The organism is Rhizobium indicum, from assembly GCF_005862305.2.
GTDB classification, from domain to species: Bacteria; Pseudomonadota; Alphaproteobacteria; order Rhizobiales; family Rhizobiaceae; genus Rhizobium; species Rhizobium indicum.
Map to the genome: position 1 here is coordinate 17,950 of NZ_CP054021.1, position 18,024 is coordinate 35,973.

14 protein-coding genes and 1 riboswitch are annotated in these 18,024 nt (G+C 61.3%); of the genes, 6 read left to right on the forward strand and 8 right to left on the reverse strand.

Annotated features, from left to right (window positions below):
* Positions 1–5: 5 nt before the first annotated feature.
* Entirely contained in the window at positions 6–1,295 is a 1,290-nt protein-coding gene (locus FFM53_RS00100; RefSeq protein WP_138389036.1) for a vWA domain-containing protein, read from the reverse strand.
* Between the two features lie 219 nt (positions 1,296–1,514).
* Here FFM53_RS00100 and FFM53_RS00105 point away from each other — a divergent pair, with 219 nt between their 5' ends.
* Positions 1,515–2,888 carry a class II 3-deoxy-7-phosphoheptulonate synthase gene (locus FFM53_RS00105; RefSeq protein ID WP_029875504.1) on the forward strand — a complete coding sequence of 458 codons (1,374 nt, stop codon included), beginning with the start codon at positions 1,515–1,517 and terminating at the stop codon, positions 2,886–2,888.
* A gap of 181 nt (positions 2,889–3,069) precedes the next feature.
* Here FFM53_RS00105 and FFM53_RS00110 read toward each other — a convergent pair whose 3' ends face one another.
* Entirely contained in the window at positions 3,070–4,905 is a 1,836-nt protein-coding gene (locus FFM53_RS00110) for an ABC transporter ATP-binding protein (protein ID WP_138389037.1), read from the reverse strand.
* A gap of 282 nt (positions 4,906–5,187) precedes the next feature.
* On the opposite strand from FFM53_RS00110, the gene FFM53_RS00115 reads away from it, so the two are divergent.
* Positions 5,188–5,586, forward strand: coding sequence for a GFA family protein (locus FFM53_RS00115; protein WP_138389038.1), 399 nt, complete (start codon positions 5,188–5,190; stop codon positions 5,584–5,586).
* Here the strand turns inward: FFM53_RS00115 and FFM53_RS00120 are convergent.
* Positions 5,583–6,113 (reverse strand): DUF1003 domain-containing protein, encoded by a 531-nt coding sequence (locus FFM53_RS00120; protein ID WP_017988514.1) that lies wholly within the window; start codon positions 6,111–6,113, stop codon positions 5,583–5,585. The genes FFM53_RS00115 and FFM53_RS00120 overlap by 4 nt on opposite strands.
* 192 nt (positions 6,114–6,305) lie before the next feature.
* Between FFM53_RS00120 and FFM53_RS00125 the strand changes: the two genes are divergently transcribed.
* Positions 6,306–7,985, forward strand: coding sequence for an NAD+ synthase (locus tag FFM53_RS00125; protein ID WP_138389039.1), 1,680 nt, complete (start codon positions 6,306–6,308; stop codon positions 7,983–7,985).
* Between the two features lie 80 nt (positions 7,986–8,065).
* Positions 8,066–8,893, forward strand: a complete 828-nt coding sequence (locus FFM53_RS00130) for a TolB family protein (RefSeq protein ID WP_138329260.1) — start codon at positions 8,066–8,068, stop codon at positions 8,891–8,893.
* Here FFM53_RS00130 and FFM53_RS00135 read toward each other — a convergent pair.
* From FFM53_RS00135 to FFM53_RS00150, 4 genes are all read right to left on the reverse strand, one after another.
* Positions 8,890–9,951, reverse strand: a complete 1,062-nt coding sequence (locus tag FFM53_RS00135) for a 3-deoxy-7-phosphoheptulonate synthase (protein ID WP_138329261.1) — start codon at positions 9,949–9,951, stop codon at positions 8,890–8,892. The two genes, FFM53_RS00130 and FFM53_RS00135, sit on opposite strands and share 4 nt — an antisense overlap.
* 327 nt (positions 9,952–10,278) lie before the next feature.
* On the reverse strand, positions 10,279–10,860 hold the full coding sequence (locus FFM53_RS00140) for a hypothetical protein (protein ID WP_138329262.1): 582 nt from the start codon (positions 10,858–10,860) through the stop codon (positions 10,279–10,281).
* 60 nt (positions 10,861–10,920) lie between these two features.
* Positions 10,921–12,795, reverse strand: coding sequence for a methyl-accepting chemotaxis protein (locus FFM53_RS00145; protein WP_138329263.1), 1,875 nt, complete (start codon positions 12,793–12,795; stop codon positions 10,921–10,923).
* Between the two features lie 267 nt (positions 12,796–13,062).
* Entirely contained in the window at positions 13,063–14,466 is a 1,404-nt protein-coding gene (locus FFM53_RS00150; protein WP_138330031.1) for an MFS transporter, read from the reverse strand.
* Positions 14,467–14,905: 439 nt separating this feature from the next.
* Positions 14,906–15,093: riboswitch (cobalamin riboswitch) on the forward strand.
* Between the two features lie 42 nt (positions 15,094–15,135).
* Here FFM53_RS00150 and bluB point away from each other — a divergent pair.
* Positions 15,136–15,822, forward strand: coding sequence for a 5,6-dimethylbenzimidazole synthase (gene bluB / locus FFM53_RS00155; protein ID WP_138389040.1), 687 nt, complete (start codon positions 15,136–15,138; stop codon positions 15,820–15,822).
* A gap of 148 nt (positions 15,823–15,970) precedes the next feature.
* Positions 15,971–16,717, forward strand: coding sequence for an SDR family NAD(P)-dependent oxidoreductase (locus tag FFM53_RS00160; protein WP_138389041.1), 747 nt, complete (start codon positions 15,971–15,973; stop codon positions 16,715–16,717).
* Positions 16,718–16,834: 117 nt separating this feature from the next.
* Here FFM53_RS00160 and FFM53_RS00165 read toward each other — a convergent pair whose 3' ends face one another.
* On the reverse strand, positions 16,835–17,929 hold the full coding sequence (locus FFM53_RS00165) for a DUF2865 domain-containing protein (RefSeq protein WP_138389042.1): 1,095 nt from the start codon (positions 17,927–17,929) through the stop codon (positions 16,835–16,837).
* Between the last annotated feature and the right edge of the window lie 95 nt (positions 17,930–18,024).

Below are 18,024 nucleotides of genomic sequence, written 5' to 3' on the forward strand. Positions count from 1 at the left end.
CCCACTTAGCTGGTGATGCGGGGCGCGCGGATGACCTTGAGGAAGAGTTCCTTCATCGCTTCGGTGATGCCTTGGGTCATCGATACCTCAAAATAAAGGCCGGGCGAGGCGCATTCCTGCATCTTCGTGGGGATCTCGTTCTGGAAGGGCCTGATCCAGTCTTTGTACCAGTTGTTCTTCGGCAGCGGCAGATAGGTGGTGTAGAGCACCGCAACTCTGATTCCTTTGTTCTTCAGCGGCTGGCAGAAAGACGTGTCGATCGGCTCCTGACAGCGTTTGCCGGTGAGTTTCTTCGTGCAGCCCTGCGGCTTTTCGCTGTCGCCGACGCCGTCCGAGACGAAGAACAAGATCTTTTGAGGTGTCGCGGAGGTGCTGCCATCGCCGGGGGTGGTGATGATGGTTTTCATCTGGTCCAGCGCGCTATCGAAGCTCGTCTGCTGGTCGTTGTTGTAGCCCTGCCTCGGGATGGTCATCAGATCGACGGCATCGGTATAGGTGCGCACCTGATCAAGTTTGTCCGTTGGGTCGGATATGGTCGTCAACTTTGCGTCTTCGGCCTTGGTGCCGAACGTATAAACGCCCATGCGGAACTGGTTGTCGGAAACGCGCGTGAGCTCGGCGGTCTCTGTCAACTCCTTGGTCGCCTGGCGCACGACGTCGATGCGCATGCTGACGCCGAGTGACTTGGCGAGTTTGTAGTAATTGTTTTTGTTCTCGGTTTCGTGGCAGGCAAAGGCGCAGGTGTCGCTGGTGTTCTTTTCCATGGTCGCGACGTCGTCGGCGGTTGCGCCGACACCCATCGAAGGGGTGTTGTCGAGCAGAATGTAGAAATCCATGAAGGTGGCGGTCTGGTATTCGGCCGTGGCCGTGCCGGAAATCGTGACGGTGTCCCGGCCGAGGATGCGCATGAAGGTGGTGGGCATGGTGGCGCTGAAGGAGACCAGCGAATTCACCTTATTGGCGGTCTTGGTGACGTCGATGCCAAGATCGACATGAACGTCGGTCAGCTCGCCGGACATCTGCGACGTAAAAATGTTGCGAGCGTCGTCCTTACCGAGCGAGATCGTGCCGTCGCCACTCATTTTCATCGCGGCGGCGACGGCGCCGGATTTTTCAGAGATGGCGCCGACGGCAGCGGCATCGGCGGCGGCATAGAGCTGTGTCCTCAGGCTGAGCGCGTGGGCGAAATCTACCGCCATGCCGGCCGCACCGAAGAGCGGCACCACCAGCAGTGCCGTCATGATGCCGAAATTGCCCGAGCGGTCCGATATGAAACCGGGCGGAAGGATCGCCATGCCATGTCCCCGAAGTTGAAACTCTCTCCGGTTCTACATTGAAAGTCTAAAATATGGGAAAATCGACATGGTATACGCTGGTTTAACTAGAGCAGGGCGGGCGGCGGCGGCGAGGCGACAACTGTCGGCGAATGGTCTTTGCAAGCCTGACCTAAAGGTCTATAAGCCGCCGCATATTGAGGGCATCCTGAGGTATGGATGTGAGAACAGGTGAGTGAGATGGCAGACAATTGGACCCCGAGCAGCTGGCGGCAAAAACCGATCCTGCAGGTTCCCGAATATCCCGACGCAGCCGCTTTGGCGGCAACGGAAGCCACGCTCGCCAGCTATCCGCCGCTTGTCTTTGCAGGTGAAGCGCGCCGCCTGAAGAAGCATCTCGCCAATGTCGCCGAAGGCAACGGTTTCCTCCTGCAAGGCGGCGACTGTGCCGAGAGCTTCGCCGAACACGGCGCCGATAATATCCGCGACTTCTTCCGCGCCTTCCTGCAGATGGCCGTGGTGCTGACCTTCGGTGCGCAGCTGCCGGTCGTCAAGGTCGGCCGCATCGCCGGCCAGTTCGCCAAGCCGCGTTCGTCGAATGTCGAGAAGCAGGGCGACGTGACGCTGCCGGCCTATCGCGGCGACATCATCAACGGCATCGAGTTCACCGAGGAGTCGCGCATTCCGAACCCGGAACGTCAGGCCATGGCCTACCGCCAGTCGGCTGCGACGCTGAACCTTTTGCGCGCCTTTGCGATGGGCGGTTACGCCAATCTCGAAAACGTCCATCAGTGGATGCTCGGCTTCGTCAAGGACAGCCCGCAGGGCGAGCGCTACCGCAAGCTTGCCGACCGCATCAGCGAAACCATGGATTTCATGAAGGCGATCGGCATTACCTCGGAAAACCATCCGAGCCTGCGCGAGACCGATTTCTTCACCAGCCATGAGGCGCTGCTGCTCGGTTACGAGGAGGCGCTGACCCGCGTCGATTCCACGTCGGGCGACTGGTATGCAACGTCGGGCCACATGATCTGGATCGGCGACCGCACGCGCCAGGCCGACCATGCGCATGTCGAATATTGCCGTGGCATCAAGAACCCGATCGGCCTGAAATGCGGCCCTTCGCTGCAGGCCGACGACCTGCTGCAACTGATCGACATCCTGAATCCAGCCAACGAGGCCGGGCGCCTGACGCTGATCTGCCGCTTCGGCCACGAGAAGGTCGCCGACAGCCTGCCGAAGCTCATTCGCGCCGTCGAGCGTGAGGGCCGCAAGGTCGTCTGGTCCTGCGATCCGATGCACGGCAACACGATCACGCTCAACAACTACAAGACCCGTCCCTTCGAGCGGATCCTGTCGGAAGTCGAAAGCTTCTTCCAGATCCACCGCGCCGAAGGCTCGCATCCGGGTGGCATTCATATCGAGATGACCGGCAAGGACGTGACCGAGTGCACCGGCGGCGCCCGCGCGGTCTCAGCAGAAGACCTGCAGGACCGCTACCACACCCATTGCGATCCGCGCCTCAACGCCGATCAGGCGCTCGAACTCGCCTTCCTGCTTGCCGAGCGCATGAAGGGCGGCCGCGACGAAAAGCGCATGGTCGCCAACGGCTGATCGCAACCCGAAACGGATGACGAAAAGCCCGGTTCGCCGGGCTTTTTATTGAGAGGCCTCGCTCTTTGCTCGACGTCATCCTCGGCCTTGTCCCGAGCATGACGAAAGAGGAGTTGGCCGACTTGTTAGCAGCCCGGCGAACCGCCGGGTTTTTTGTTGCCTTGCACGCGAACCAGCCTCCTCATATGCTGGCCTGGACGCTGTGCAGATTGGCGTAGACGCCGTCTTGCGCCATGAGCTCGTCATGGGTGCCCTGTTCGACGATACCATCAGCCGTCAGGACCAGGATGCGGTCGGCATGGCGGACGGTCGACAGACGGTGGGCGATGACCAGGGTAGTTCGGCCGTTTGCCAGGCTGAGCAGCGCCTGCTGCACCGCCCGTTCGCTCTCGTTGTCGAGCGCGCTGGTCGCCTCATCGAAGATCAGGATCTCCGGATTCTTGAGGAAGGCGCGGGCGATGGTGATGCGCTGGCGCTGGCCGCCCGAGAGCTTGACGCCGCGTTGGCCGATATCGGTGTCATAGCCATGGGGCAGGGCGATGATGAAGTCGTGCGTATTGGCGGCGCGCGCGGCGGCTTCCAGCTCGGCATCGCTGGCGTCGGGCCGGCCATAACGCAGGTTTTCCGCCACCGTACCGGCAAACAGGTAGACATCCTGCTGCACCACCCCGACATGGCGCCGGAGCGAGGCCAGCGTCACATCGCGGATGTCGATGCCATCGATCTGGATTGTCCCGGCTTCGACATCGTAGAAACGCGGTATCAGCGCACAAAGCGTGCTCTTGCCGACCCCTGACGGGCCGACCAGGGCGACGAACTCCCCGGGAGCGATGGTCAGCGACAGCTGCTCGAGCACCCGCGGGCCATCGGCCTCGTAACCGAAGGCGACGTTGGAAAAACTGATCTCGCCCCGTGGCGCCGGCATCGGCCGCGCTTCCGGCCGATCGGTGATGTCAGGGGCAATCTCCAGGATCTCCATGGCCCTGACGAAGCCGGTATAACCCTCCTGCCAGAGGCGCACGAAATTCGCCAGCCGCTGCACGGGATCGACCAGCACGGCGACGCAGAGCAGGAAGGTCAGCATATCAGGCACGGTCAGCTCCGCCGCCAGGATGCGCAGGCCGCCGACGATGATCACCAATATGGTGACCAACTGGGCGAAGGTTTCGGTGCCGACCGAAAACCAGGCCTCGCTGCGGTAGCCCTCGGCGCGGCTTTGCAGGAAGCGCTGGTTCTGCTCGGCGAAGCGTTCCTTCTCCAGCGCCTCGTTCGCGAAGGACTGGACCACGCGGATGCCTGCAAGCGCATCCTCGACGCGTTCGTTGACGGCGGCTATCTGTCGTTTGCTGGCTTCGAGCGCGCGGTTCATGCGCCGGTTGAAATAGAGCGCATAGGCGACCGCCACCGGGGTGAGCAGCAGGATCAGGGCTGCCAATGGCGGATCGATGAAGAACAGCACCAGCATGGCGCCACCGTATTTGAGTACGGCGATGGAAAGATCCTCGGGGCCATGATGAAAGAGCTCGCCCAGCCACAGGCTGTCATTGGTGATGCGGCTCATCAGCTGGCCGGTGCGCTGGCGGTCGTAGAAGCTGAACGACAGCTTCTGGCAATGCTCGAAGAGTTCCTGCCGCACCGTTGCTTCGATGCGCGCGCCCATCACGTGGCCGCGATAATCGACGAAGAAGATGGCGACGATCTGGACCGCCAGAACGGCCAGCATGACGCCGCCCATTGCCAGGATCTGTGCGAAGGCCTGCGGCGCGTCGGGCAGAGCCAGAAGCCTGCTGGTAACGATATTGGCGCAGAGCGGCAGGGCGACCGCGGTGCCGGCGACAAGGATGGCGCAAAGCAGGTCCGCCAGCAGCAAAGGCAGATGCGGGCGGTAATAAGAGAGGAATTTGCGCATGCGCGACCGACGTCGGCCGCGGTCGGCGGCGGGATCGTCGCAGAAAAGGTTCAGGAAGGCGTTATGGCGTCGCGAGCTTTTCCTCGCGCGGGAGAACGAAATGTTCATGAAGCTGAATGTCCTTGTGGGGGATTTTTCCTTTCTGTTCGGACAGGGTCGCTCTCATGTCAGTCTCCCGAGATTGAATTGAGCCGTTAGTATCGCCGACAACCGCCATCGATTCAATGCGACGATGGGAGGAGGTTGGCGGGTGTTGTCTACAAGCAACACGGGTGATCGCGCCGGCCAAGTATGACGATCCTCAAAATTTCTGATGATTTTGTTGAGCGGAATGGATTTGACGACGCGAGTGATCGGCGGCAACGTTTAGTCATAAACGGGAGAGCGATCATGACCGAACGGCATACAGGCGGCTGCCTCTGCGGCGCCGTGCGATTTTCAACGACGGCGAGGCCAGGACCAGTCGTTGGCTGCCATTGCTCGCAGTGCCGCCGGCAGACGGGGTTTTATTACGCCGCGGTCAATGTGGCCCGCGCGGCTCTTTCGGTCGATGGCACTGAGGCGGTCCGTTGGTACCGGTCGAGTGACGAGGCGCAGCGCGGCTTCTGCTCGAATTGCGGCTCCGCGCTGTTCTGGCAGGCGGACGGATCGGCGGAGATTTCGGTGATGGCCGGCGCCTTCGACACGCCGAGCGGCCTTGCCTTCGGCCATCATATCTACTGCGCCGACAAGGGCGATTTCTACGAAATATCGGACGGCCTTCCGCAATACGCGGTGAATCCGGTTTAACCCTTGGCTGCAAGCGCAGCTGTGAGGCGGGCCACGTCCTCGCGCAGCGCCGTCAGCTCGGTCAGTACGCTCATATCGATCTTCTGGTGCAGGGAGAGCACCTCAAGCTCGGCCTTGAGATTGACCTCATAATCCTTGGCGGCCTCGAAGCGGTCGCGCTCGGCCTGCCGGTTCTGGGACATCATGATGATCGGCGCCTGGATGGCGGCGATCATCGACAGGATCAGATTCAGAAAAATGAAGGGGTATGGGTCGAAGGGATTCGCCACCAGACCGATGGTGTTCATCAGTGTCCAGACGGCGAGAAAGGCGAGGAAGGCGAGTATGAAGGACCAGGAGCCGCCGACGCGGGCGATGCCATCGGCGATACGCTCGCCGAAGGATGACTCGGCGGATAGAGCGGCATTGACGTCGGTCGAGATGATTTTGCGCGCGTGCGTTTTCGCCAGCACGCGCTTCTCGATGTCGCCGAGTTCATCGGCCGGCTTGTCGAAATGATGGTGCACGAAATTCGAAAGATTAGACATTGCCTTTTTCCGATGCCGGTTATCGATGCGGTCGCTTTCGGCGCCAGTATTCCGCTCCGGAGGCAAATTGCAATGCGTATCGGTGCCGCGCGGAGCCACGCGCGATCCGTTCATAAAAATTTCGTCGTCGCGAGGTGCCGCTTTCGGCCCGAACGTGTTGCGGTCGTGAAAGGTGCAGGCTAAATAAATGACATGACACAGGAAAACGCCCTTTCTGATATCTTCCGCATCGCCATCGGCCAGCTCAACCCGACGGTCGGCGATGTCGCCGGCAATCTTGCCAAGGCGCGCGAGGCGCGCGCCGATTCTGCCCGGGAGGGCGCGCATCTGCTCGTCCTGACCGAGCTTTTCATCTCCGGTTATCCACCTGAAGATCTGGTGCTGAAGCCCGCCTTCATCCGCGCCTGCTGGAAGGCGGTCGAGAATCTCGCCGCCGATACCGCCGATGGCGGGCCGGGCGTCATCATCGGCTTTCCCCGGCAGGACGAGACCGGGCGCTATAATTCCGTCGCCGTGCTCGACGGCGGCAAGGTAATCGCGGTGCGCGACAAGATCGACCTGCCGAATTACGGCGAGTTCGACGAGAAGCGCGTCTTCGACCAGGGCGCCATGCCGGGGCCGGTGAATTTTCGTGGCGTGCGCATCGGCATTCCGATCTGCGAGGATATCTGGGGCGATCTCGGCGTCTGCGAGACGCTGGCCGAAAGCGGGGCGGAAATCCTGCTGTCGCCGAACGGTTCGCCCTATTATCGCGGCAAGGTCGATATCCGCCATCAGGTGGTGCTGAAGCAGGTGATCGAGACCGGCCTGCCGCTGATCTATGCCGCCCAGCTCGGCGGCCAGGACGAGCTGGTCTTCGACGGGGCGAGCTTCGCCTTCAATGCCGACAAGTCGCTTGCCTTCCAGATGAGCCAGTTCGAAACCGCGCTGGCGGTGACGACGTGGAAGCGTGGCGAAGGCGGCTGGCACTGCGCCGAAGGGCCGATGGCGCATATCCCTGAAAGCGAGGAGGCCGATTACCGCGCCTGCTTGCTCGGCTTTCGCGACTACGTCAACAAGAACGGCTTTAAAACTGTGGTGCTCGGCCTTTCCGGCGGCATCGATTCTGCGATCTGTGCGGCAATCGCTGTCGATGCGCTCGGCGAGGAGCGGGTGCGCACCGTCATGCTTCCCTACCGCTATACCTCCGAGGATTCGCTGAAGGATGCGGCCGATTGCGCCAAGGCGCTCGGCTGCCGCTACGATATCGTGCCGATCGAACTGCCGGTAACGGGTTTCAGCAGCGCGCTCGCCAGCCTTTTCGAAGGCACGGATAGCGGCATCACCGAGGAGAACCTGCAGAGCCGGGCGCGCGGCGTCATCCTGATGGCGATCTCCAACAAGTTTGGCTCAATGGTGGTGACGACGGGCAACAAGTCGGAAATGTCGGTCGGTTATGCCACGCTCTACGGCGACATGAACGGCGGCTTCAATCCGATCAAGGACCTCTACAAGATGCAGGTCTATGCGATTTCCCGCTGGCGCAACGAAAACGTGCCGCCGGGTGCGCTGGGACCGTCGGGCGAGGTGATCCCGCAGAATATCATCGACAAGGCGCCGTCGGCCGAGCTTCGTCCCGACCAGAAGGACCAGGATTCGCTGCCACCCTATCCCGTTCTCGACGATATTCTCGAATGCCTGGTGGAAAAGGAAATGGCGGTCGAGGAGATCGTCGGGCGCGGCCATGATGTTGCGACCGTTCACCGGGTCGAGCATCTGCTCTATCTCGCCGAATATAAGCGCCGGCAATCGGCGCCCGGCGTGAAGATCACCAAAAAGAACTTCGGCCGCGACCGGCGCTATCCGATCACCAACCGGTTCAGGGACCGCTGACGCAATCGAGATCGCTGACGCAATCGAGATCGCTGACGCAATCGAGATCGCTGACGGCATCAAGCTTTTCGGGAGGAAACATGCGCAGCTCAGTTGAGATCTACAATGTCAGGACGGGCAGGGCCCGCGAGGTCTGGCAGACGGACAGGCTGGTGGAGGCACCGAACTTCTCGCCTGATGGTTCCACCCTGCTCTTGAACGGCGACGGGCTGCTTTACCGGTTGCCGCTCGACGGCGGCGAGGTGGTCACGGTCGATACCGGCTTTGCCGTCAACTGCAACAATGATCACGGCATTTCGCCCGATGGCACTGAGATCGTCATTTCCGACAAGACCGAATTCGGCAAGTCGGCGATCTATATCCTGCCGATCGAAGGCGGCACGCCGCGGCTGATCACCGAGAACCTGCCATCCTACTGGCATGGCTGGTCGCCGGACGGGCGCCAGCTCGCCTATTGCGGCATCCGCGACGACCTCTTCGATATCTACACCATTTCCGTCGACGGCGGCGCCGAGACGCGGCTGACGCATGGCGAGGGCCGCAATGACGGACCGGACTATTCCTCCGACGGCCAATGGATCTATTTCAATTCCAGCCGCACCGGGCTGATGCAGATCTGGCGCATCCATCCCGATGGCACCGGGCTCGAACAGGTGACCTCGGACAATCAGGGCAACTGGTTCGCCCATCCGTCGCCCAACAACGACATGGTGCTGCTCCTGTCTTACGACCCGTCCGTTTTCGACCATCCGCGCGATCTCGACGTGCGGCTGCGGCTGATGGACATGGACGGCGGCAATCTGAAGACGCTGTTCGAGCTTTTCGGGGGGCAGGGCACGATCAACGTGCCCTGCTGGTCTCCTGACGGCGAAGAATTCGCCTATGTCCGCTATTTCCCGGCGGCTTAAGTGCGGGTCTGGCGGCGCTCGCGGGCGGATTTTGCCAGGTCTTCCAGCACCGCAACCGACATGTCCCAGTCGATGCAGCCGTCGGTGATGGACTGGCCGTAAACCAGCGGCTTGCCGGGAACGAGGTCCTGGCGGCCGGCGACGAGGTTGCTTTCGATCATCATGCCCTTGATGTCGTTGTTGCCGGCGGCAATCTGCGCGGCCACGGATTTGACGACAAGCGGCTGGTTCATTGGGTCCTTGCCGCTGTTGGCATGGCTGGCATCGATGAGGATGCGCGGGGCGACGCCGAGCTTGACGGCTTCGCCGGTGACCGCTTCGACGTCGGCCGCTTCATAGTTCGGCCGCTTGCCGCCGCGTAAGATGATGTGGCAGTCCTCATTGCCCGTCGTCGAGGCGATGGCCGCCTGGCCGTCCTTGGTCACAGCTGGGAAGTGATGCGGCTGTGAGGCTGCAAGGATGGCATCCAGCGCCACACGTGCACCGCCGTCGGTGCCGTTCTTGAAGCCGATCGGGCAGGAAAGGCCGGAGGCAAGCTGCCGGTGCACCTGGCTTTCGGTCGTGCGTGCGCCGATCGCGCCCCAACTGACGAGGTCGGCGATGTATTGTGGTGTGATCGTGTCGAGGAATTCGACGCCAGCCGGAAGACCTATTGCATTGATATCGAGCAGCAGCCGTCGCGCAATCCTCAACCCTTCCTCGATGCGGTAGCTGCCGTCGAGATGCGGGTCGTTGATCAGGCCCTTCCAGCCGACGGTCGTGCGGGGCTTTTCGAAGTAGACGCGCATGATGATCTCGAGATCGCCGGCAAAGCGCCGCCGCTGTTCCTCGAGCCGCGCGGCATATTCCCGGGCGGCAACCGGATCGTGGATGGAGCAGGGGCCGATCACGACAATCAGGCGATCGTCTTCGCCACGGAGAATCTTGTGGATCGCATCGCGGTTGCTGGTCACGGTCTCGGTGACGGCAGTATCGCGGTGAATTTCTGCGAGGATATCGGCGGGTTTGGTGAGGGGCGTGATCTCGAGGATACGTAGATCATCAATGGCATCAGACACGGTATGGCTCCTGTTTGGTCATACCGTGCGGAACAAAAAAGCCGCCAGGTAGACTAGCGGCTGTTCGGGTTGTCGTCGCGTCGAATTCAGTTACGCATGGACCCGCATCCGCTGAGAGCAGCGGTACCAATAAAATCGCGAGGCGTTGATTGACGTGATCGACATGAGGCTGATGTAGCGTCACGCCCGCGCATTGTCACGCAGATTTTTCTGCCTAAACCGGACGCTCCTGGGGACAGCAACTGCTCTTGCGCGAGCTACACCCACCGGGGCAGGAAGCACGTCGCACTCGATCTCACTCGTGCGACGTGCTCAGGGTCTTTGAGATCAGAGGGCGTCGACGTTCACGCCGACGGTGATGGCACCGATCGGTGTTCCCGTGTCGTCTGATATCGTCACGCTTGCCTGCGACTGGAGCGTCTGGGTCGATTCATCTTTTTCGATCTCATCGACGAAGACGGCATCCTTGCCGGCGCCGAAGGACTTCTGGAACTTGGCCTCGTCGCCCTGCCAGTAGTCGGATGTGATGTCGCTTTGACCGACGTCCAGGCCCTTTGCATCCATGATGAAGATCTCGGTGATCTTGCCGCCGGAAGCCTCCTTCTTTCCCTGAAGGAATTTCGACAGGCCATTGTTGAGCACGCCGTCGATCATCGAGTGGTCGGAACCATCGACTTCGGCACGCCACTTCTTGTCGAGGGCGTCGACATCGGCTGCGCTGAGATTGGCGTTGGCAGCGTTCTGCGCCTTGACAGCCTCGATGATGGCGGGGTCGTTAAGCCAGGGCTTGACGTCGCTTGTCACGTAGTCGGAGATCGGGGCAAGCTTGGCATCCTGCGCCATGGATACGCCCATGGGCATGGCAAATGCGGTGCAGGCCAAAAGAAATGCGGGCACGATTTTCTTCATAAGTGTTTCCTTCCTGATTATAGGTTGCTGAGAACTAAGGTTTATCGGATGCTGACGACGTCAGAACTCCTCCCAGGCTCCGGGAGCAGCGGCAACGGCAGCATTTCCTGCATGCCGCTGCGCGAAGGCTCTCGGCTCGGGACGAGATTGGCGGGTGGGTTGAACGGCTTTGGGCGGGCTGGCCGCAGACGCGCCAACGATGAACCTGCCGGCCGAGTCCTGCAGCAGGCGTCCTTGCGACAGCAGTTCGTGGCAGGCCGCGTTGGTTTCCTCGACCATCGCCGCGTTCTGCTGTGTTGTCTGATCCATCTGGTTGATCGCGCTGTTGATTTCCTGCAGGCCCGTCGCCTGTTCGCGATAGGATTGGACGATGGAAGCGATGCTGTCGCTGATGCGGTTGATCTGCTCCTCGATCTTCAGCAGGGCATCGCCGGTCTGGTTCACCAGTCCGACGCCCGCGGCAACTTCCTGGCCGGATACGTTGATCAGGTTCTTGATTTCCTTGGCTGCATTTGCCGACCGCTGGGCGAGCTCACGCACTTCCTGCGCAACAACCGCAAAACCCTTGCCGGCCTCGCCGGCGCGCGCCGCCTCGACACCGGCGTTCAGCGCCAGCAGGTTCGTCTGGAAGGCGATTTCGTCGATGACGCCGATAATGCGGCCGATCTGGCTCGACGAGGTTTGAATCCGGTCCATCGCCCCGATCGCATCACGCACCACGGTCGCCGAGACATGGGCGCTGCGCTTTGTCTCCTCGACCAGCTGCCCGGCATTTTCGGCTCGCTGCGACGATGTTCTGACCGTGGTGGTCACCTCATCCAGTGCCGCAGCGGTCTGTTCCAATGCTGCTGCCTGTTGCTCGGTCCGCCTGGCGAGTTGATCCGCGGAGGTCGCCAGCTCGCTGGAGCCGGTTTCAACCGCCACGGAAGCGGTCTTGATCTCTGTTAGAGCGGCCGCGACCGCATTGACCATGTTGTTGAAATCCTGACGCAATTTATCGAATTCCGGACCGACGTCGGCCAGGTGTATCGAGAAGTCGCCGGCGGCGAGCCCTTCCAATGCATTTGCGAGAGCGTTCATGACCAGCCGTTGCGTGTTGCTGGCCTCTTCGGTCAACAATGCGTTGCGCGCCCGTTCGGCGTCGAGCGAAGCACTCTGCTCGGCAGCGGCCTGCTCTCTCTCGACCTTCGCAATCGCCTCGTGACGGAAAACCTCCAATGCACGCGCCAGAAAGCCGATCTCGTCGCCATTTTCCCTGTAGGTGACGGGAGAGACCAGATCGCCTTTCTGCAACGCGCTGATTCGTTCGCTGATTACCCTGATGGGCCGGCCGACTAGGCTGCGCATGGCGAGAAGGAAGGCAACGACGGCCATGGCGGTGATCGCGGACTGCGTGAGCAGCGAAATGAGAACTTTCTGCCTGACTTCGGAAGCGATTTTTTCGACGGACCAGTTCGTGACGATGTAACCGGTGGCCTTGCCCGACTTATCCAGCGGGAGCGGCGCGATGATCGTCACCACGCCGGCAGATATTCTACCGTCATCGATGGTCGTCTTTTCCGGTTTCGCGCCGAGGCTCTTCACCAGATCGGCTGGTGCCGGCAAACCACTGACGCCATCGCGCGCCCAGGTATCGACGGCGGCAGGTTCGGCGTTGAATGCGGCAAACTGCACAAGATCGAGCGAGGGGTCGTCGCGGTAGAGCGAATAAGCCTCGCGAACGGCGTTCGCCTTCCCCCATTTCACGCCGCCCGCGGCCAGAGAGGCAAACTGCTCCGCATCCTTGGACCAATTCGCCTTGGCGCCATCGATCAATGCCCGGGTTTCGTACATCCACGTATAGGTGGCGAAAGCGGAAATGCCGCAGAGGTTGACGGCAACGATAATCGCCGCCAGCTTGGCTGTCAGAGGCATCGTTTTCAAAAATTGGAACATTCCGCGGCGGCCTAGAATTGCGGCTCAGTCGGATATGTTCCCGACCGGCGTCTCAATACGGGCATCCGCGCTGACGGTCACATCATGAGCCCTCATGCCCATGTCCGGATTGCAACCCAAAACGCGCAAACGCAGTGTGTATTTGATATGTGAATAAATCATAAAGTGGAATGAGATGCTGGAACACACGCGTGTAGCTTTCGCCGGCGCCGAACCTTGCGAATCGGAGGAGGAGTGCTTCCTTCGCGCCAAGCAGATCTGTCTCGATCAGCTGTTTTCCGCCACGGCCTCTTCGGGCTCGGCGTGCCGGCGCTTGCGGCCGCGCGCCGTCAGTTCCGCGCCGGCATCATGCGGCAGGCGCAGGAAGGTGATGCAGGCCAGTGCCGAAATCGCCGAGACGCTGAAGAAGGCGATATGGAAATCAGAGACCAGCAGCCTGCCGTCGTGAAAGCTGCTCGAAATTTCGAGAATGCCGCCGGCGATCGCCACACCCATCGCCATGGAGATACGCTGGGCAACGGCATTGATCGCGGTTGCCTGGCTGCTGTCGGCGTCATCGACATCGCCGAAGGCCATGGCGTTGACGCCCGAGAAAGCCATGGAGCGGAACAGGCCGCCGATCAGCAGGCAGGCCATGATCAGGAACAGCGGCGTTTCGGCGGTGAAAAGGCCGTTGATGCCGAGGAAGATCGCCGCCAGCAAAGTGGTGATTGATATGACGGTGCGGAAGCCGAAGGCATTGAAGGTGCGCGAGGCGGCGAATTTCGAGCCCATGGAGCCGAGCGCGCTGACGAAGGTGACCGAGCCCGATTGCAGCGGCGTCAGGCCGAAGCCGAGCTGCAGCATCAATGGCATCAGGAACGGCAGGGCGCCGAGCCCCATGCGGAAATTCGAAGCGCCGAGGATCGCCGCCCGGAACATCGGGTAACGGAACATCTTCGGATCGAGAAGCGGATAGGGCACGCGGCGGGCATGCAGGAGGTAGAGGAGGCCGGCAAGAATGCCGATCGCAACCGTGACGTAACCGTAGATGACGGGCACGGCCGGCAGGCTGATGACCGACACGCCGAAGACGAAGCCGGAGAAGCCGATGCCGCAAAGGAAGAATCCGGGGAAGTCCATCGGCCGCGGACTGCGTGGCTCGACGGTCGGCAGGAAACGCGTGACGAGGATGATGCCGAGCACGCCGATCGGGACGTTGATCCAGAAGATCCAATGCCAGGTGAGATAGGTGGTGAGGAAACCGCCGATCGGCGGCCCCATGATCGGGCCAATCAAAGCGGGAATGGTAAGCCAGGCCATGGCATCGACGAGTTCGTGGCGCGGCGTTCCCCGGACCAGCAGCAGGCGGCTGACCGGCGTCATCATCGAGCCGCCGGCGCCCTGGATCAGGCGCGAGACGACGAAGGCCGTGATCGAGTTGGAAAAGGCGCAGGCGATCGAGCCGATCATGAAAACAAAGATCGCCATGCGGAAGATGTTGCGCGCACCGAACCGATCGGACATCCAGCCGCTGATCGGGATGAAGATCGCCAGCGCCACGAGATAGCTGGTGACGGCGAGCTTCAGCGCGATCGGCGAGGTGCCGATATCGGCGGCGATTGCCGGCAGGCTGGTGGCGATCACGGTCGAATCCATCTGTTCCATGAACAGGGCGACCGCAAGGATCATGGGTGTGAGGCGGGGCACGGGCAACCGGGATGCTGCGATGGACAGTCACAGTCCATACGCCTTCGGTGGTGATAAGGCCATAGAAACTGTCGGTGAAGGGGCTTGCCTAGCCGCTTCAAACCGACGCGGGTGGGTGGTGGGCCACTCATTATTGCGCCTCGCTTGTGCTCAGCGCATTCGCAGTTTCACTGCTCACCCTCTCAACGGTCTGCCGGCACGCGCCTCTCCTCCCTCATTCCTGTGCTCGTCACAGAAATCCAGCCACGGCGCGTCTGCGCCGTGAATGACTCAATGCCTCAAGGAAAGAGTCTTTTGCGCCCAAGGACTTGGACGCACTGGATTCCTGTGACGAGCACATGAATGAGGAGGGTGTGTGACACCGCGCGGCCTCCGGCTTGACTGCGACATCGGGCCCAGCTTGCCGCCGCCGCGCTTTCCTGAAATAGATGCGCCGTCAGGTGCCCGCCGATAAGGCGGGAGAATCGGGAATCCGGTGCAAGACCGGAACGTGCCCAACGCTGTAAGGCCGACGCTTGCCGCTTCATCATGCCACTGGCCTTTTGCCGGGAAGGCTGCGGCAGACGGATGACGCCGAGTCAGAAGACCGGCCTGGCAAGATAGACCGATCCGCGCGGACAGCGGGGCGGTCGCGTTGTTGGGGATTTGACGATGCGACCCTTTGATGAGGATGCCCTTTCGGCGGCGTCCGGTTTTTCCTTGGCCGAACGCGAGGCCGTCTATCACGCGATCATGACGCGGCGCGACGTTCGCAGCCAGTTCCTGCCCGATCCCTTGCCTGATGATGTTGTGCAGCGGCTGCTGACGGCCGCTCACCACGCACCATCCGTCGGCTTCATGCAGCCGTGGAATTTCATTCTGGTGAAAAGTGCCGCTGTCCGGACGCGCATCCAGGACGCGTTTGCGAGGGCCAACGAGGAGGCGGCGCTGATGTTCGAAGGCGAGCGGCGGCAGGCCTACCGATCGCTCAAGCTCGAAGGCATCGTCGAGGCGCCGCTCGGCATATGCGTGACCTGCGATCCTACCCGCAGCGGCAGCGTGGTGCTGGGGCGCACCCACAATCCGAAGATGGATTCATACTCGACCGTCTGCGCCATCCAGAATCTCTGGCTTGCGGCACGGGCGGAAGGGGTCGGCATCGGCTGGGTCAGCATTTTTCGTGAAGGCGACCTGAAAACCATTCTCGGCATACCCGAGCATATCGACGTGGTCGCCTGGCTCTGTGCCGGTTTCGTCGACCGGCTCTATGACGAGCCGGAACTCTCCGTCAAAGGCTGGCGGCAGCGGCTACCGCTCGAGGAACTCGTCTTTCATGATGGATGGGGACTGAACACCTAGAGCGCATCGCGTTCTTTCGATGCCAATATCGCCGACGCCGTGCGAGGCCGAGATATCTTTATTCCTGACCTTCATATCGATACGCTGAAGGCGAATCCCGGAATTGGATATTCGGCTATCGGCGGCTCAATCGGAGGATAACGGCCCAATGAACATGATCGACTTGAAGGAACGCATCATCGTGATCACAGGCGGTGCGCGCGGCATCGGCTACGCTATCGCAGAGCGCGTCATCCAGTCTGGTGGCAAGGTGGCCATCTGGGACCTGAACGAAAACATGGCCAAGGACAGCGCTTCCGCTCTCGGATCTGGCACGGTCGCTTTCGGCGTCAACGTCGCAGATCCCGTATCAGTGAAAAACGCGGCGGCGACGACCGAGGAGATTTTTGGCCGTATCGACGGCCTCGTTAATTCCGCCGGGATTACCGGTCCGGTAAAGCCCACGATCGAATACGATGTCAGTGAGTGGACAGACGTCGTCGATGTCTGCCTCACGGGAACCTTCAATTGTTGCCGGCACGTCGTTCCGGTCATGTTAAAGCGCGACTATGGGCGGATTGTGAACATCTCCTCGGTTGCGGGCAAGGAAGGAAATCCGAACATCGCTGCCTACAGCGCAGCGAAAGCTGGTGTGCTGGGCTTCACCAAGTCGCTTGGCAAGGAACTCGCAAAGACAGGAATCGCCGTGAACGCGGTAACGCCAACCACGGCAAAGACACCTATATTGGACGGGCTGACATCCGAGTTTATCGAATATATGCGCGTCCGCATTCCGCGCGACCGTTTCGTCGAACTTGGTGAGATCGCTTCGATGGTCGTCTGGCTGCTCTCCGAGGAGAACTCCTTCACGACCGCATCGACGTTCGACCTGAGCGGCGGTCGTACGACCTACTGACCATGCTCAAGCGACCCGCATTAACATCCCGCCGCACGTTCACGTGACATCGCCGTCATCTCATGCACCCTGGCACAACGCCGCTATGGCTCCGCCACCGCAGTTCCAGCTGTTCAATCACTGCTGCTGTTGCGGCTGCGGGCCCGGTGTTGCCGGATTGGCGAGGTCGATCGAGCCCTGATCGCCGGCCAGAAACTGCGGGCCGACCTGACGGACGCGGTTCTGCGTCGGATCGTAGGGGCGCTCGGGGACGGATGGTTGCGGCGCAGCTGCCGCGGCATCCTTCGCCGGGGGATTGGTGCGGATGGTGGTGATCGAGCCCTGCTGCGGCGGTTCGCTTACCGCCTGCTTGCCGCGCATCTCCTCATAATAGGCTGTAAGATTGCAGGCGCAGGAGGATTTTTCCCCGGGCGTGCGGTTCTTGTAGGCAAAGGCATTTTTCATGGCGCTGTAGGGAGTGCCCGTTGCGACCGAGATCATGTTCGAGGCTTCGGTGCTCGTCACGTCACGATAGAACAGTTCGGTCTCGACGCCTGGGCACATCTTGGCGCAGGTCTGGGCGTCGCGGCCGAAATCGACCGACGTGGCGTTCGAGCTGATCGGGAAGAAGCCGCCGTCGCAGCTGCGCACGCACATGGTGCTGACCGGGGAGAGCATCTCCGCCCGTGGCACGCCGTAACGCGGATCGATCTCTTCACCGCCGAGCGGAATGAAGGTATCGGTGCGCATCGCCTGTTCCTCGACGCTCGGAGCCGGCTCGTTGGCGCTGCGATCGCTCGGGGCATAGAAGTTTTCGCTGTTGCAGCCATTGTGGTCGAGGGCGGCGATCAGTTCGCGGCGCGTGCCGTCAGCGGCGCCATTCTGGCCGGCCAGCTCGTTGCGGCGGTCCTGGAGATAGCGGATATTGTCGATCATGCGGGCTTCGGACTGCGAGAGTTCGGCGCAATAATCGGCATTCTCGCTGCCGATCACGACCATGCTGCCTGAGGTGCAGCCATTGCTGCGCAGCTCGTTGCGAACTTTGCGCAGCTCGAGGTTCTGCTCGGCCATGGCGCTGGAATATTGGCGGGCTTCCGGGCCGTTGCCATTGCCGATCGATCGCGGCAAGTCGGCGAGGCGGCCGCGCAGGTCCTCACAGACGGCGCTGCTTTGCGCGGCGGCAGGCGCCGCAAAGGCAAGGAGAAGGGCAAGAGACAGGTTTCGGCGTTTCACGGCGTCGTCCCGGAATGAGCAAAGAATCGATCGGTCGATTGCGGCCTCGATCGCCGCGGGTTTCTCTTAGGGTATTTCTCTTAATAAGCTGGGAT